A 15,082-nucleotide genomic window follows, 5' to 3' on the forward strand; every position below is an offset into this window, starting at 1 on the left:
CGGCGATGTCGCCGTAGCCGACCAGGTGCCCGGGGGTGTTGTCGACCCCCAACGCGGCCCGGGCGGGCAGCGTGACCTGGACGGTGATCTTGGCGTGTTCGAAGTCCTTGCCCGCCAACAAATCCAAGGCGACATCGGAGCGGAGTTGGTCGAGGGTGCGGCCGTCGGCACCACCGGTGTCCCGGAGTTGGTGGGCGATCGCGTCCACTCGTTTCGCCGCCACCTGGACCCGCGCGGCTGAGCCGTGCACGGTCAACACGGAACACCCGTCCTCGGTCGGATACATGTCGACCCGCCGCTGCGCCATCCGCTGCTCGTGCAGCGCCTGCAGGGCGTCGGCGTTCACCCGCGCGACGATCCGCCGCAACACGCGAACCAACTTGACGGCGGGCATGTCCTCGACCCGGTCCAGGATCTCCTCTTCCACGATCGCCGCAGCCGCAAGTGACAACGACAGGGTCGCATCAGCGATCTTCGACGCGCGATACGGATCAAGCCGACCCGCTTTGATCGCCGCCAACGTGCGCGGCAACCGGGTGGCCAGGGTGACCGCGAGATCCAGACGGTGCTGCGCGGCGCGGAGAGAGATCCGAAACAAGGCGGCGACCTCGAGCGCGTCGAACTCACTGCCACTGGCCGCCGCGAACAGGGCGAGTTGCTCCAATGAGTGTCCCTCGTTCTGCCAGGCCGCCCGCGTGAACCCGCGTGCCGTCGCCAACGGCACCGCCTCCGGGGAAGCATCCTCGGGTAGATCGACAAGCGGCTCGCACATATGGTCGATTCTACCCGAACCGCGACACGATTTCCGTTGTGTGGCAAGGATTTCACCCCATCGAGTTGGCACTCACCCGCCGTGTTCGGCACGGTGTCGATGCGGCGCGGCCGGCACACGGGTCCGGTTCATCGGCCGGCACCGGCGTGTCGGCGGTCCGCTGCCCAGTCCCGGACCTCCTGTGCCCGGGTGGTCACCCCACCGCGAAAACGACCAAGGCTAGATCGTGAACGGCAACGCGAACGCGACGCGCCTTCCGAGGTCGGTGTCGCCGCCGAACCCGATCTCCTCGATCCGGCTCTCCACCGGCACCCGCCCGCCGGCCAGCCGGGTGAGCAGGTTCGACGACAGGCGCACCGTCGCGGTCGCGGGGCCGGGTAGCTCGTCGACCACTTTGGCGCGCCCGTCCACCGCGATGTGCCAGGCGAGCCGGACGGGCCCGGTCAGCTCGATGGTGACCGTGGCACCGTTCGGCGCGCCGGCGCGCTTCCCGACGATGTAGCCGAGTGCGCTGACCACTTCGGACAGTGCGCCTTCCGCGCACCGGCCGCCGTCGTTGCCGGGCATTCCGACCGCGTCTCGGATGTCCTGTTCGTGCATCCAGCAGTCGAACAGCCGGATCCGGATGAACCTGCCGTAGGTGCCCTGCCCGGCCGGTGTCCACGACGGAGCGTCGAAGTCCTTCTGCGACATGGCTTCCAGGACCTTGCGGCGGACCGCGGTGATCGCCCGGAACCGCTCGAGCACCGTCGTGGGGCTCTCCCCGCGCAGACCCTGCACCCAGTGCTCGTTCGCCGCGCCGATGTCGTTGCGCACGTGGGAGAAACCGCGGACGTCGGCCGCGCACGGCGGTGGCGTCTCGCCGGTCAGCGCGCACTCGGTGCCGATGATGTGCGAGACGTTGTCCTGAACGGACCAGCCGGGCAGCGCGGTCGGCGTGGTCCACTGCGCGTCGCCGAGAGAGCCGAGCAGCTCGTCGATCGAGGCCCACTCGGCGACCAGCACGGGCACTACGGCGTCCTTGGCGATCATGTGGCGCTCCCGAGGTCGATGACCTGTCCACGGTCGACGCTCACCCAGTCCCGACCGCTCAGGTAGGGCTGGAGCCGCTCGGCGATCAGTGCCCGGTCGGCCGGCGCCTTGGGCCGCTGGAGCTCGTAGACGTGCGGGAGCTCGGCCATGCCGGCGACCACGTTCCACAGCAGCACGGCGTCCTGGCCGCTGGGCGGGTCGACCAGGACCGGGCCGAACAGGCACTGCCCGTCGGGGAAGAACAGGGTCGGCACGCCGAACCCGCCCGCGTCGGCCACCCGCTGGTGATCGGCCCGGACCTCGTCGTGCGTCGTGCCATCGGCGAGCGCCTCGTCGAGCAGCTCCGCCGCCAGACCCAGCTCGCCCAGCAGACGTCGGGCCACCTCCGGGTCGTGCGGCTTGCCACCCGCGACGTGCAGCTCCCGGCCGACCGCCGCGTACCAGGCGTCCAGCAGGTCCATGTCCTGCCGGCGCAGCAACGCGCCGATCCGCATCAGCGACCACCCGTAGGACCATTGGCGCTCCCACGGATGCTTCTTGCCGTCGAACCGGTTGACCTCTTCGAGACTGAAGAACCGCCAGCCGACGGTCACGCCGAGCTCGTCGCGGACGTTCCTGATCCACAGCGAGGTCTGGTACGCGAACGGGCACATGGGATCGAAGTGGAAGTCGACGTGTTCGCGGCTCATGCTTCCTCCCGGACGGTGGCGGCGAGCAGTGTGCGCAGGCCCGCGGTGATCTCGGCGGCCGGCGCGGCGGTGACCTTCGCCAGCAGGATCAGTCCCTGCACCTGGGCGAGGATCATGTGGGCGAGCCGGTCGGGGTCGACGCCGTCGCGCAGCACGCCGTGCTCGGCGGCGTGCCGGCATGCCTGCGCCAGCGTGCCCTCCCACCGGGTGAACACTCCTGCCACGTGCTCGCGCAGCTCGGCGTCCGTTGTGGACAGTTCGGCGGCGAGGTTGCCGAACGGGCAGCCCACGACGGCGCCGAACCGCTTCTCGAACCCGGTCTGGATCACCGTCACCGCGTCGACCACCGCGTACAGCCTGGCGCCCGGGTCGTCGTCCCCGGCCGCGGTGAGCTGCCGGTCCAGCTCGGCGGCGTGCAGGTCGACCACCGCCTTCGCCAGCGCGGCCTTGGACGGGAAGAAGTGGTAGAAGCTGCCCTTGCGCACGTCCGCCACCGCGCACAGGTCGACGACGCCCACCGACTGGTAGCTGCGGGTGAGGAACAGCTTGGCCGCCGACCGGACGATCCGGTCCCGTGTCTCCATGCGCACCGACGCTAGTCATGAGTTGACCGGTCAGTCAAGAGGAGTGCCGTCCTATAGGGTTCGCGGGGTCAGCCGGGCCGGGAGTGGCTGGTGGTGTCGTCGGAAGGCTTCGGCGAAGGCGTATCCGATCGCGGCGGCGACCTGCCCGAGCGGTTTGTCGGTGTCGCGAAGCAGCTGGGTGGCCGTCGTCATCCGCCGGCGGGTGAGGTAGGTCAGGCGCTCACCGGGAACCCACCACGCACCCTGGAGGCCTACCCGACGGAGGTCGGGGAGTTGGGGGATCATGGGTGTGAGTTCGCGCACCTCGGGTAAGACCGTGGCGCCGGCGGGCGCTGATACGGGAGCGGAGCACGGCAAGGAAGGTGACATGCGGCAGTACCTGAAGAAACCCGAGGGCTACGGCGAGTACCGCGATCTGTTCACACGTCAGGACGAGGAGTGAGGCACATGACCACGTCGACCGAGCGGGCCGTCCTTGCCGGCGGCTGCTTCTGGGGAGTGCAAGACCTGTTCCGCGAGCAGCCCGGGGTGATCTCGACCAGGGTCGGCTACGCCGGCGGTGACGTGCTCAACCCGACCTACCGCAACCACCGGGGCCACGCCGAAGCCATTGAGATCGTGTTCGACCCTGCGGTGACGAGCTACCGGGCGCTGCTGGAGTTCTTCTTCCAGATCCACGACCCGACCACGAAGGACCGGCAGGGCAACGACATCGGCACCAGCTACCGGTCGGCCGTCTTCTACGAGAGCGACGAGCAGAAGCGGGTCGCCGAGGCCACGATCGCCGAGGTGGACGCGTCCGGGCGGTGGCCGGCCAAGGTGGTGACCGAGGTGTCCGGCGGGGTGACCTTCTGGGATGCGGAGGAAGAGCACCAGGACTACCTCGTGAAGCACCCCGGCGGCTACACCTGTCACTACGTCCGACCGGAGTGGACGCTCCCGGAGCCCACGACACAGGCCGGCTGACCGACACCGAGTCTCGGTGGGCAGCGAGTCGCCCGACCTGAGGCCACGACGCAGGATCAGCCCGGTGATGTCGTCCCGGACGGTCCGGCTGAGCCTGGCCGTCAGCTTGGCCGGTGGGTGCGGCTCCGTCACGAGGACCTCCACGTCAACTCAGATCAGGCCGGCATCGGCCAAGTGCCGTCGCACGGCAGCGCGTTCGGCGTCGTTGAGCGGGATCATCGGCTCGCTCGTCGTGCCGACGGCGATCACGCCGCGGGCCACCAGTCCCTCCTTGAACGCGCCGATCGCCGAGGAGTACCGGCCCATCCTCGGGTCGCCGACGTGGGTCACCCGGAACAGCTGCCGTAGCCGCAGCAACTCGGCGCGCGCGGCGTCCCAGTCCGCCCGGCGGGCCGCCTCGAACAACCTGAGGTACCCGTGCGGGGTCGACGTTGGCGACACCCGGCACCAACCCGGTGCGCACCGATGAACAGGCCGAGGTCGGCGAGTGTCTCCGAGCCGGAGTAGCACCGGAACCGGGACGGGTCGCACGTCGGGCCGCACGGTCTGCAGCACGCTGCCCTGCACGCGCGGCCCGCGCAACTTCGGCTGCGGCTGGTACGGCGCGGCCAGCGACGCACCACCGTCCGTGCCGTAGGCGTCGACCCGGCCGGCCACCGCGCCCTGGTTGCGGCTTGTTGAAGTACAGCCGCCCGTCCGGCAGCCGCGCGACCGTGGTCTCGTTCGACGCGACGCCGATGTCGGCGCGGTCCTCGGTGACCCCGATGCGCCAGCTGGCGGGCCCCCTGGTGGGGACCCGCCGCGCCGGCCACCAGGTCAGAAGCCCGAGTTCCCCGGGCCGCGGACGACGGTGAACCCGGCGGAGGCGTTGAGTCCGCCGGACGTGGCGTCGGTGACCGTGGTGTAGGAGAAGGTGGCGCTGCCGGTGGCGTTGATCTCGATGCCGTAGGTGCCGGCGCCGTCGACGGTGACGCGTTCGAAGGTGAGGTTCTCCACCCTGCGTTGCCAGCTGATGAGGATGCCTTGGTAGGTGCTGTCCCGGATGTCCATGTCGCGGACGGTGACGGGGGCGGTGATGTCGGCGGTGTCCGCGTAGATCCACAGCGCGCCGAACTGGGAGTCCCAGTTGGGTTCGTGGCCGCCGGTGCGGACGAGGGTGTTGCGCTGGACGGATGTCTCGCCGCTGAGCGGCACGGGGTTGAACCGGGTGCCGACCGCGATACCGGCGGACGCGGTGACGGTGTCGCTGACCAGGTTGTCCTCGGCGAGGTTGCTGTCACCGCCGTAGATGCCGATGCCGTTGCCGAGCATGGGTGTCTGGACGGTGTTGAAGGCGTAGCCGCTGCGGGTGACGGGGGCGCCGTCGGACCACATGGCGAGGGCGTCGTCGCCGGTGTTGCGCAGGACGCTGTGCTCGACCCGGGTGTCGCGGACGTTGCCGCGCATGTTGACGCCGTCGGCGAAGGTGTCGCGGATACGCATCCCGAGGGCGAGGAGGCCGTCGGTGCCGGCGGTGAGCCACAGACCGGTCTTGGTGTGCTCGACCCACACGTTCTGGACCAGCGATCCGGTGCCGAAGTTTCCCTCGATCGCGGTGTCGGTGGTGACCACGCCGTCGGGGTCGCGGTACCGGACGTCACCGTCGATCATGAGGTCGGCGAGCGTCACGTCGCTCCCGGTCGCGAGGAACCCGCCGCGGCCGTCGCGTCCCTTCAGGACCGAGTACCACGGCCCCGCGCCGCGAACGGCCACGCCTTGGACCTCGAGCCGGTCGGTGATCACGAAGGTGCCGGAGGGCACCCAGACGCCGGCGCCCGCGGCCCGGGCCGCGGCGATGGCCGCGCGGATCGCGGCGGTGTCGTCGCCGCTGTCACCGGGGGTGGCGCCGTGCTGGGTGATGTCGACGTAGCCCTGGGGCGCTGCGAGCGGGGCGCCGACGGACTCGGTGTCGACGAGGTCGATGTCGTAGTACCCGGCGTTCGACGACGCGTCCTTCCGCAGGCGCAGCGTCGTGCCGGCGGGCAGCGGGTCGAGCAGCGTGCGGGTCTCGTTGAAGAACCGGTGCGCGCGGCCGAGCGAGGGGTCGTTGGGGAACGGGTAGTCGCCGTAGACCCAGCTGTAGGCGCTGGTCAGCTGGAGGTCCTGGAGCTTGACACCGCCGGCGTAGACGGCGATCGGCGCGGTGGTCCCGGCGCCGTCGGCCGAGTCCGGGATGGAGTAGCGCACGACGAGGGAGTTGGTCGGCTGGGTGAGCTGGAACTCCACGTACTCCCCGGTGGCGTCGAGGCGCACGCCACGCCGGCCGGACGCCTCGGACGAGACGGTGCGGTAGGTCCGGTCCGGGCCGAACGCGGTCCCGTTGGTGCTCGCCGACTCGGCCTCGTACTCGGTGTAGGGCACGGTCGCGCCCCGGGCGGCCGGCGCCGAGCCGCGGGAGAGCACGATCCGGTCGATGGCGACGTCTCCGCCGCCGGACAGGCCGATGCTGCCCAGACCGGCCGGCAATGTGACCGAGCGCGTGACCTCGGCCCAGCCGCCGCTGGCCGGCAGTGCGAGCTGGACGAGCGGGACGCCGTTGCCGGTGAGCGTGACGCTCTGCCCGGTCGAGCCGGCGTACCGGACGGTGAGCGTCTGCGACTGTCCACTCGCGACGCCCACGGGCACGACCAGCCGCGCGGTCGCGGAGGCGAGGCCGGTCGCGTAGCCGCCTCCGGAGAAGCCCGCGGTGGACGTGGCACGCACCGCGCCGCCGGCGAGGAAGCCGTCCTCCGCCTCGAAGCACACGCTGGGCGCCTGGACCGCACAGGGCTCCGCACCCGGCACCGCGGTGACGGCGAGCCGGTCGAGGTTGACGTTGCCGGTGTCGGTCTGGTCGTAGCGGTAGCCGACATCGCTGGTCCCGCCGGGCAGGTCGACGGTGGTGCTGGCGGTCGTCCAGGTGTCCCAGGAGCCGGACGCGGGCAGGGCGAGCTGGCGCAGGCGCGTGCTGCCGAGGTAGAGCGAGAGGGTCATGGTGGCGCCGGTTCCGTTGGCGTAGCGCAGGTCCAGGGTGTGGCTGCCGGCGCCGGCCGCGGTGACGGCGAAGGTGACGGCGGCGGTGCCCTTGTGCGCGTCGGTGAGCTGGCCGACGTATCCGGTGCCGGAGTACCCGGGATGCTCGGTCTCGACGGCCGCGCCGCCGGCGAGCGTGGCGGCTTCGGCCTCGAGCACCCCGGGTTCGGCCGGTGGCGGGGCGGCCACGGTCAGCCGGTCGAGGTTGACGTTGCCGGAGTCGGTCTGGTCGAACCGGTAGCCGACATTGCTGGTGCCGGCGGGCAGCTGGACCGTGGTGGTGGCGCTGGACCAGGTGCTCCAGGAGCCGGTCGCGGGGAGCGGGAGCTGGCGGAGGCGTTGCGTACCGAGGTAGAGCGACAGGGTCATGGTCGAGCCGGTGCCGTTGGCGTAACGCAGGTCGAGCGTCCGGCTGCCGGTGGCGGTGACGGCGAAGGTGACGGCGGCGGCGCCCTTGTGCGCGTCGGTGAGCCGGCCGACGTATCCGGTGCCGGAGTAGCCGGCGTGCTCGGTCTCCACCGCCGCACCGCCGGTCAGCGTGGCCTGCTCCGCTTCGATGGTCAGCGGATCGGCGGCCGGAGCGGCGAGCCCGGCGGCGCCGGGCAGGCCGCTGAGCAGGCCGGCGACCACAGCGATCGCGGCACAGGACAAGCGGGTCGCGAGGTTGCGTCGAAACATCGTTGTCTCACCCTTCGCTCGTGCGGGTTCAGCCCTTGATCGCCCCGCTCAGCGCGCCGCTCCTCAGGAACAGGCGCTGGAAGACCAGGAACAGGGCGACCGGGATGACGGTCGAGATCGCGAGCGCGGCGAGGAAGACGTCGAGCTCGACGAAGCGTTGCAGTGCGGGCAGCCGCACGGACAGTGGTTGCAGGTCGGGATCGGGGAGCACCAGCAGCGGCCAGAGGAAGTCCTTCCAGGCGGCGATGACCGCGAACACCGACACGACGCCGAGGATCGGCCGCGACATCGGCAGCACGACGGACCAGAACAGCCGGAACGGACCCGCACCGTCCACTGTGGCCGCTTCGAAGACCTCGCGGGGGAGGTGGTCGAAGAACCGTTGGACCAGCAGGATGTTGAACGCGTTGGCGCCGGAGGGCAGCCACACCGCCCAGAACGTGTTGATGAGCGTCGTGTCGAGCAGCGGCGGGTCGACCACGGTGAGGTAGAGCGGCACGAGCAGCACGACCGAGGGGACGAACAGGGTCGCGAGCACCACGCCGGTGACCAGCTTGCGGTAGCGCGGCCGCAGCACCGACAGCGCGTAGCTCGCGGTCGTCGCGACGAGCAGCTGCACCAGCCAGGCGCCCGCGGCGAGGGCGACGGTGTTGGCGAAGTACTTGTCGATCTCGACGCGGGTCCACGCGGTGGCGAGGTTGGCCCAGTCCATCCCGTTGGGCCACAACGCGAGCGGGTCGCGCAGCGTGTCCTGCGTCGGCGTGATCGCGGCCTTCGCCAGCCACAGCATCGGACCGAGGCCGACGACGAACAACACGGCCAGCAGCAGCACGTGCAGCACGCGGGTGGTCCGCCGGGTCCGCGGGTCGCGCCAGTCGGTCGGCGACAGGATGCCCCGGGTCATGACGTGCTCCAGGAGCGGGTGACCCGGAAGTAGATCGCGGAGAACACGGCGAGCACGGCCGCGAGCATGAGGCTCAGCGCGGTGGCGGCGCCGTAGTCGCCGCCGAGGCTGTTGGCGAACGCGTAGTCGTAGACGAGCAGCAGGACCGTGAGCGTCGAGTTGGCCGGCCCGCCGCCGGTGAACAGGAACGGTTCCAGGAACACCTGCGCGGTGCCGATGATCTGCAGGATGAACGTGATCAGCAGGACGCCACGCAGCCGCGGCAGCGTGACGTGCCAGATCTTGCGCCAGACCCCCGCGCCGTCGATCTCGGCCGCCTCGTACAGCTCCGGCGCGACCCCGGTCAGCGCGGCGAGGTAGATGATGACCGTCCCGCCGGCCGCCGCCCAGGTGGCCTCGATGACCAGCGAGGGCATGGCCGTGGCGGCATCCTGCAGCCACGGCAGCGGCCCGATCCCGGCGAAGCCGAGGATCGAGTTGAAGACCCCGGTGTGACCGGCGTCGTAGAAGAACTTCCAGAGCAGCACGGCGACCACCGGCGGGACGACCACCGGCAGGTAGGCCAGCGCACTGTAGAGCCCCTTCAGCCGCCGCACCTCGCCCATCAGCACGGCGGCCACGAGTGGGATCGGGTAGCCGAAGACCAGCGCGAGGAACGCGAAGTACAGGGTGTTCCGCACCGCGGTCCACAGTAGAGGGTCGGCGAGCACGTCGCGGAAGTTCCGCAGCCCGACGAACTCCGCGGCGGTGACCAGGTTCGTCTCCTGGACGCTCATGACCACGGCCCGGCCGATCGGCACCCACGAGAACACCGTGAACACGACGAGCATGGGCAGCAGGAAAACCAGCGTGCTCAGCCCGCCGCCGCGTACCCAGGTCACCGGGCTCCGCCTGCGCCGGGCGGCCCGTGGCGCGGGCCGGGCCTGCGCCGGCGGCACCTCGATGTCCGGTGCGTGCGTGGTCATCGCAGTCTAGTTTCGGTCCAGGAGTGCCTGGGCGTCGGCCTGGGCCTTGGCGAGCAGCGCGCCGATGTCGGCGTTGCGGTCGGTCAGCACGGTCTGGACGACCGGGTCGAGCAGCGCGTACACCTCCTGGGTCGACCGGGTCGGCTCGGTCAGCAGCTCCTGGTCGAACATGTTGTCGGTGTAGGGCGTCATCTGCTCCAGCGGCACGTTCACGTAGTCGGCGGTCCACTCGAGGGTCTTGTCGTAGGTCGCCTTGTCGAACACGGGCAGCTGCGGGGAGCCGACCGGCGCGTCGGAGTCGGCGAGGGTCTTGGCGTCGAGCACCGCGGCGTCCTGCTCGGTGAGCTTGGCCATGTAGTAGAAGTCGATCCACCTCACCGCGGCCGCCTTGACCGGGTCGTCCGAGGTGGCGCTGACGACGGCGAGCGTGCCGCCGCCGAGCACCCCGGCGTCGGGGTCGTCGGTCAGCGGGAGGACCGTGACGCCGTAGTCGGCAGGCTTGATCGCGTTCTGGGTGACGAGCTGGCCGTAGTTGCCGCCGCCCGAGACGTACATGCCGATCCGGCCGGCCGCGAAGTCCTGGTTGATCGTGCCCCAGTCGTAGAGGAAGTTGGCGCCCATGCTGTTGTCGTCCCACCGCATGTCCCGGACGGACTCCAGCACCTCGGTCATCTCCGGGGTGTCGAGGGTGGCGGTCGCGGTGTCGCCGTCGACGCGCTCGGTGCGGCCGCCGTACGCGTAGTCGAGGGTGGTGAGGATCCAGCCGCCGGTGTTGCCCGCGGTCATCTGGGCGTAGCCGGTCTGCCCGGTCCGCTCGGCGATCCGCTTCGCCGCCGACCGCACCTCGTCCCAGGTGGACGGTGGGTCGTCGGGGTCGAGCCCGGCCTGGGTGAACAGCGAGCGGTTGTAGTGCAGCGCCTGGCCGTAGGCGGCGATCGGCACCGCCCACATCTTCCCGTCGGCGTCCACCCCGGCCTTGGCGATCTTCGGGTTGAAGGCCTCGGCGTAGGCGAGGTCGTCGACCAGGCCGCTGATGTCGGCGATCTGCTTGCGCTCGATGAGGCCGCGGCCGTCGGTGAACGGGACGGTGAACACGTCGGGCAGGGTGCCGCCGGCCAGCTGCGCGGTGAACGTCGTGGCCGTCCAGTTGTACTCCTGGGTCACGATGTCGATCGACTCGTTCGCCTTCTCGAACTGCGCGACGCGCTCGTTGAAGGGGTCGACCGCACCCTGCTCGAGGCCGGGGTCGATCGCGACCTTCACGGTGACCGTGCCGTCGCCGCCCGCCTCGTCCGAGGTGGAGCACGCGGTGAGCGCGCCGAGGACCAGTGCCGCGGCGAGGACCGCGGAGATCGAGGACTTCATCGTCACTCCTTTGTGGACGAAGCGAGGGTTCAGGCGCGCAGCCAGACGGCCGCGTCGGTGGGCAGGAGGTCGCCGGTCAGGTCCGTGCTGGCCAGCAGCAGCTCGGTGTGCGCGGGCAGCGTGACCGGCTCTGGTCCGAAGTGGACCGTACAGATCAGGTCGCCGCGGCGGAACGCGATGGTCTGCTCGCCGGTGCCCGCGAGCCACTCGAACGCGTCCCCGAGAAGGCCGGGCTCGGCGTGCCGGATGGCCAGCATGGCCCGGTAGAGCGAGAGCATCGAGGCGGGGTCGCGCTCCTGGGACTCGACGGAGTAGGCGCCCCAGCCGTCGGGCTGGGGGAGCCACGGCTCGCCGGCTGCGCCGAAGCCGAAGGACGGGCCGGTGGCGGTCCACGGCAGCGGGACCCGGCAGCCGTCGCGGCCCGGGTCGACGCCGCCCGAGCGGAAGTGCATCGGGTCCCGCAGCACGTCGAGCGGCAGGTCCTCGACCTCGGGCAGGCCGAGCTCGTCGCCCTGGTAGACGTACAGCGACCCGGGCAGCGCGCCGGTCAGCAGCGCCGCGGCGCGCGCCCGCCGGTGTGCCGTGGCGAGGTCGGTCGGCGTGCCGAACCGCCGTGCGGCGAAGCCGAATGAGCTGTCCTCCCGTCCGTAGCGGGTGGCGGGCCGGGTCACGTCGTGGTTGGACAGCACCCACGTCGCCGGCGCCCCCACCGTGCGGTGTGCGTCCAGTGTGGACTGGATGGACGCGCGCAGCTCACCGGCGTCCCACGGCCGGGTCATGAAGTCGAAGTTGAACGCGGTGTGCATCTCGTCGGGACGCAGGTAACGGGCGAACCGCCCGGGGTCGGCGAGCCAGACCTCGCCAACGAGAACCCTGGGCTCCTCGTAGGAGTCCGCGATCGCCCGCCACGACCGGTAGATGTCGTGCAGCTCGTCGCGGTCGAGGAACGGATGCTCGCCCGGCGCCGGGTCGCCGCCCGCGTCCGGCAGCGCGGGATCCTTGACCGGCATGGACGCCGAGTCGATGCGGACACCCGCGACCCCGCGGTCGAACCAGAACCGCAGCACGTCCTCGTGCTCGCGGCGGACGTCGGGATGGTTCCAGTTCAGGTCCGGCTGCTCCGGAGCGAACAGGTGCAGGTACCACTCGCCGGGGGAGCCGTCCGGGTTCGTGGTCCGCGTCCACGTGCCGCCGCCGAAGCTCGACTCCCAGTTCGTCGGTGGCTCGCCGCCGCCGGAGCCCCGCCCCGAGCGGAACCAGAACCGTTGCCGCTGCGGCGATCCCTGCGGTGCGGCGAGCGCGGCCCGGAACCACTCGTGCTGGTCGGAGACGTGGTTGGGCACGATGTCGATGATCGTGCGGATCCCGAGTCGCGCGGCCTCGTCGACGAGCCGCTCCGCCTCGTCGACGGAACCGAACGCCGGGTCGACTGTGCGGTAGTCGGCGACGTCGTAGCCGCCGTCGGCGAGCGGGGAGGAGTACCACGGCGTGAACCAGATGGCGTCGATCCCCAGCGTGCGCAGGTAGGGCAGGCGCGAGCGGACCCCGGCCAGGTCACCCGTGCCGTCCCCGTTGCCGTCGGCGAAGCTGCGCGGGTAGACCTGGTAGATCACCGCGTTGCGCCACCACGGCACCGGCGAGTTCGGGCCGTCGGGCGCGGCCTGCGCAACGGTCGAGAACGTCGTGCTCACTGCTCCCCCTCGCAGGCTCGGTGCCGCCGCTCGCGGTCGCCCTGTGTCCATGGTTCGCTCGCAAGCTTGCTCACGAGGCTCCTTCGATGAGGTTTAGCGCTATACCTCGGTGACCGTAAACCGGTCGGTGGGGACCTGTCAACGCTCGTATCCTGGGACGGTCCGGAGGAGAGGAGTTCGACGAGTGCGGGTCACGCTGAAGGACATCGCGGACGAGGCGGGGGTGAGCATGATGACCGTCTCGAACGTGATCAACGGCAACCGGGCGCGGGTCTCGCCGGAGACCATCGAGCGGGTGCAGCGCATCGTCGCCGAGCGCGGCTACGTGCCCAGCGCGTCCGCCCGCAGCCTCACGGCCCGCTCGTCGCGGCTCATCGGGCTGCTCGTGCCGGCCGCCGACGAGGACAGCCTCACGCTGAGCCCGCACACCGCCGCGATCCTCGGTCAGATCGAGCGGGCGCTGCGCAAGCGCGGCTATCACCTGCTGCTGCGCGGCATCGCCCATCCCGACGAGGTCGCCGAGGCGCTGCAGTCGTGGAGCCTCGACGGTGCGGTGCTGCTCGGGTTCCTCGACGAGGAGATCGACCTGCTGCGTCCCGGGGCGGCGGGAAAGGTGGCCCTGCTGGCGATCGACAGCTACTCGGCCAACCGGCTGACCACGGGCGTCCGCTCCGACGACCACACCGGGGCGTGGCTCGCCGCCCGGCACCTCATCGACCTCGGCCACCGCGACATCGTGTTCGCCGGCCCCGCCTTCTCCGACGTCGGCGTTGTGCACCAACGGTTCGAGGGCTTCCGGCAGGCCTTCGTGGACGCCGGCCTGCGGTGGGACGACCGTCTCATCGCGACGGTCACGACGACGCACGCCAGCGGCGTGCAGCTCGGCGCGCGGCTGCTGGCCGAGCATCCCTCGGCCACCGCCGTGTTCGCGACCGCGGACATCCTCGCGATCGGCATCATGGCGGGCCTCGCCGAGAGCGGCGCCACCGTGCCCGCGGACGTGTCCGTGGTGGGCTTCGACGACCTCGACATCAGCGCCTACGTGACGCCGAAGCTCACCACCGTCGCGCAGGACATCGCCAGGAAGGCGACGATCGCGGTCGACATGCTGCTCGACTCGGTCCAGCGGCGGAAGGCTCCCGCCGAGCCGGTCACCCTCGACGTCCGGCTCGTCGAACGGGACTCGACCGCGCCGAAGAGAGCCAGACAGCGCCCGACCTCGTAGATCCACACGACACGGCCCTGCGCGGATTTGGGTCAGGAGCCGTGCGAGAGCCAGCCGACGTGCTCGGGCACACTGAGGCTGGCGAGGATTGCGGCAGCCTCAGTACGGAGCGGCCCGTCGAGCTGGTCGATATCGCTGCCCTCGCCGACCACCCACAGGTATCGGACCATCGCGAACAGTAGCGCGATCTGCCCGCTGCGGGTCTCGAACACCGGCCTCGCCCGGAGGCGCCGGGCGGTGGGCGGGTGAAGCAGACTGTTGCAGTAGAGGGTGGCCGCGTCGTAGCCGGCGGGTGCTGGTCGCCAGCTCTCCCAGTCGAGGATGTACAGCCCCGGGCCGCGCAGGTTGCCCCAATGGAGGTCCGCGTGGGCGGTGGTCCACTTCAGGTCCGCGAACACCTCGTCGGGCAGCTCGACACCGAAGTGTGCCTGTACCCCGTTGATCGTGTATTGTACGGCGCCCAGCTCGTTGTCCATGTTGACCGGGTGCGTCGCCAGTGCGTCCAGCGCAGCGTCAAAGGCTCTCCACCAGGATTCGGGCAGTTGCGGATCGTGGTGGAGCACGCCGCCTGTTGTGATGGCCGACCCCGGAGCGAGCGTCATCACCTCGCCCCGGAGCCGGCGGCCTTCCAGGTAGCGGTCGGTGTTCGTCCAGTCCGACCACCGCAGCACCTGGGGTTTCGGAACACTCCGGATCGAGTTGGCCTCGACGTTGCCGTCCCAGCGGCAGGCCGGCTGGTAGCTAGGGACTTCGACCACGACACGCAGCCACACGTCGTGGTCGCCCTCCCGTGCTGTCGCGCCGGCCGAGCGCATGTCGTAGGTGTTCACGACCTCGCCGACCAGTTCGACGCCGAACCGTGGCGCTGCCGCTTCGAGCTGGCTTTGGAGCCAGACGCGGCGTTCTTCGACGGCCTTCTCGATGTCCTCGTTGTCCATACTCACTTCTTGGTGAACTGCCCGTCTTTGTAGTGGCTTTCGCCCTTCCGTTCCCAATCCGTGCATGTTGGGGACGTCAGGAGGTAGCTGTTCAGCCTGAGTGACAGGTCGGCGGTGGTCGCCACCGGTGATCCACTACGGTTTTGATCATGGGGTCAGGCCGGGAAGCAGCACACGACGACGTCGTGTCGTTGTTGGCCGCCAAGGACGCCGAGATCGCGA

At 70.6% G+C, this 15,082-nt stretch carries 16 protein-coding genes; 3 read left to right on the plus strand and 13 right to left on the minus strand.

Features of this window, described 5'->3' with window-relative positions; genetic code table 11:
* From GEV28_RS37200 to GEV28_RS37220, 5 genes are all read right to left on the minus strand, one after another.
* On the minus strand, window positions 1–772 hold a 772-nt coding region (locus tag GEV28_RS37200; RefSeq protein WP_291418205.1), incomplete at its 3' end, for a DUF222 domain-containing protein.
* A gap of 219 nt (window positions 773–991) precedes the next feature.
* Window positions 992–1,804: a maleylpyruvate isomerase family mycothiol-dependent enzyme gene (locus tag GEV28_RS37205; protein ID WP_291418206.1), complete on the minus strand. Its 813-nt coding sequence runs from the start codon at window positions 1,802–1,804 to the stop codon at window positions 992–994.
* On the minus strand, window positions 1,801–2,493 hold the full coding sequence (locus GEV28_RS37210) for a DsbA family protein (protein WP_291418207.1): 693 nt from the start codon (window positions 2,491–2,493) through the stop codon (window positions 1,801–1,803). The genes GEV28_RS37205 and GEV28_RS37210 overlap by 4 nt, the downstream gene beginning before the upstream one ends.
* Complete coding sequence (locus GEV28_RS37215; RefSeq protein ID WP_291418208.1) at window positions 2,490–3,077, minus strand: TetR/AcrR family transcriptional regulator; 588 nt, start codon at window positions 3,075–3,077, stop codon at window positions 2,490–2,492. The genes GEV28_RS37210 and GEV28_RS37215 overlap by 4 nt, the downstream gene beginning before the upstream one ends.
* 51 nt (window positions 3,078–3,128) lie before the next feature.
* Entirely contained in the window at window positions 3,129–3,362 is a 234-nt protein-coding gene (locus GEV28_RS37220; RefSeq protein ID WP_291418210.1) for a helix-turn-helix domain-containing protein, read from the minus strand.
* A 4-nt stretch (window positions 3,363–3,366) separates the two neighbouring features.
* Here GEV28_RS37220 and GEV28_RS37225 point away from each other — a divergent pair, with 4 nt between their 5' ends.
* Entirely contained in the window at window positions 3,367–3,519 is a 153-nt protein-coding gene (locus tag GEV28_RS37225) for a hypothetical protein (RefSeq protein WP_291418211.1), read from the plus strand.
* Window positions 3,520–3,524: 5 nt separating this feature from the next.
* Entirely contained in the window at window positions 3,525–4,043 is a 519-nt protein-coding gene (gene msrA, locus GEV28_RS37230) for a peptide-methionine (S)-S-oxide reductase MsrA (RefSeq protein ID WP_291418213.1), read from the plus strand.
* 150 nt (window positions 4,044–4,193) lie between these two features.
* Here msrA and GEV28_RS37235 read toward each other — a convergent pair whose 3' ends face one another.
* From GEV28_RS37235 to GEV28_RS37260, 6 genes are all read right to left on the minus strand, one after another.
* Window positions 4,194–4,700 carry a hypothetical protein gene (locus GEV28_RS37235; protein ID WP_291418214.1) on the minus strand — a complete coding sequence of 169 codons (507 nt, stop codon included), beginning with the start codon at window positions 4,698–4,700 and terminating at the stop codon, window positions 4,194–4,196.
* A gap of 159 nt (window positions 4,701–4,859) precedes the next feature.
* A complete protein-coding gene (locus GEV28_RS37240; RefSeq protein ID WP_291418215.1) occupies window positions 4,860–7,772 on the minus strand; it encodes a carbohydrate-binding protein in 2,913 nt (970 codons plus the stop codon).
* A 28-nt stretch (window positions 7,773–7,800) separates the two neighbouring features.
* On the minus strand, window positions 7,801–8,676 hold the full coding sequence (locus GEV28_RS37245; protein WP_291418217.1) for a carbohydrate ABC transporter permease: 876 nt from the start codon (window positions 8,674–8,676) through the stop codon (window positions 7,801–7,803).
* Window positions 8,673–9,641, minus strand: a complete 969-nt coding sequence (locus tag GEV28_RS37250; protein ID WP_291418219.1) for a carbohydrate ABC transporter permease — start codon at window positions 9,639–9,641, stop codon at window positions 8,673–8,675. Before GEV28_RS37250 ends, GEV28_RS37245 begins: the two co-directional genes overlap by 4 nt.
* A gap of 6 nt (window positions 9,642–9,647) precedes the next feature.
* Window positions 9,648–11,006 carry an extracellular solute-binding protein gene (locus GEV28_RS37255; RefSeq protein ID WP_291418221.1) on the minus strand — a complete coding sequence of 453 codons (1,359 nt, stop codon included), beginning with the start codon at window positions 11,004–11,006 and terminating at the stop codon, window positions 9,648–9,650.
* A gap of 29 nt (window positions 11,007–11,035) precedes the next feature.
* Window positions 11,036–12,640: a glycoside hydrolase family 13 protein gene (locus GEV28_RS37260; protein ID WP_291418226.1), complete on the minus strand. Its 1,605-nt coding sequence runs from the start codon at window positions 12,638–12,640 to the stop codon at window positions 11,036–11,038.
* Between the two features lie 241 nt (window positions 12,641–12,881).
* Here GEV28_RS37260 and GEV28_RS37265 point away from each other — a divergent pair, with 241 nt between their 5' ends.
* Window positions 12,882–13,922 carry a LacI family DNA-binding transcriptional regulator gene (locus tag GEV28_RS37265; protein ID WP_291418222.1) on the plus strand — a complete coding sequence of 347 codons (1,041 nt, stop codon included), beginning with the start codon at window positions 12,882–12,884 and terminating at the stop codon, window positions 13,920–13,922.
* 32 nt (window positions 13,923–13,954) lie between these two features.
* Here GEV28_RS37265 and GEV28_RS37270 read toward each other — a convergent pair whose 3' ends face one another.
* The gene (locus GEV28_RS37270) at window positions 13,955–14,860 is read right to left on the minus strand and encodes a hypothetical protein (protein ID WP_291418224.1); all 906 of its coding nucleotides are present in this window, start codon (window positions 14,858–14,860) and stop codon (window positions 13,955–13,957) included.
* 2 nt (window positions 14,861–14,862) lie between these two features.
* A complete protein-coding gene (gene amcA / locus GEV28_RS42845) occupies window positions 14,863–14,985 on the minus strand; it encodes a multiple cyclophane-containing RiPP AmcA (protein ID WP_367115271.1) in 123 nt (40 codons plus the stop codon).
* Between the last annotated feature and the right edge of the window lie 97 nt (window positions 14,986–15,082).

Source organism: Actinophytocola sp., from assembly GCF_009379765.1.
Classification (GTDB): domain Bacteria; phylum Actinomycetota; class Actinomycetes; order Mycobacteriales; family Pseudonocardiaceae; genus Actinophytocola.

Excerpts from the sequence above, each read along its gene's own strand:
- GEV28_RS37250 (WP_291418219.1), bottom strand. The coding sequence starts at position 9,641 with ATGACCACGCACGCACCGGACATCGAGGTGCCGCCGGCGCAGGCCCGG.
- GEV28_RS37205 (WP_291418206.1), bottom strand. The coding sequence starts at position 1,804 with ATGATCGCCAAGGACGCCGTAGTGCCCGTGCTGGTCGCCGAGTGGGCC.
- GEV28_RS37245 (WP_291418217.1), bottom strand. The coding sequence starts at position 8,676 with ATGACCCGGGGCATCCTGTCGCCGACCGACTGGCGCGACCCGCGGACC.
- GEV28_RS37215 (WP_291418208.1), bottom strand. The coding sequence starts at position 3,077 with ATGGAGACACGGGACCGGATCGTCCGGTCGGCGGCCAAGCTGTTCCTC.
- GEV28_RS37270 (WP_291418224.1), bottom strand. The coding sequence starts at position 14,860 with ATGGACAACGAGGACATCGAGAAGGCCGTCGAAGAACGCCGCGTCTGG.
- GEV28_RS37255 (WP_291418221.1), bottom strand. The coding sequence starts at position 11,006 with ATGAAGTCCTCGATCTCCGCGGTCCTCGCCGCGGCACTGGTCCTCGGC.
- GEV28_RS37240 (WP_291418215.1), bottom strand. The coding sequence starts at position 7,772 with ATGTTTCGACGCAACCTCGCGACCCGCTTGTCCTGTGCCGCGATCGCT.
- msrA (WP_291418213.1), top strand. The coding sequence starts at position 3,525 with ATGACCACGTCGACCGAGCGGGCCGTCCTTGCCGGCGGCTGCTTCTGG.
- GEV28_RS37220 (WP_291418210.1), bottom strand. The coding sequence starts at position 3,362 with ATGATCCCCCAACTCCCCGACCTCCGTCGGGTAGGCCTCCAGGGTGCG.
- GEV28_RS37210 (WP_291418207.1), bottom strand. The coding sequence starts at position 2,493 with ATGAGCCGCGAACACGTCGACTTCCACTTCGATCCCATGTGCCCGTTC.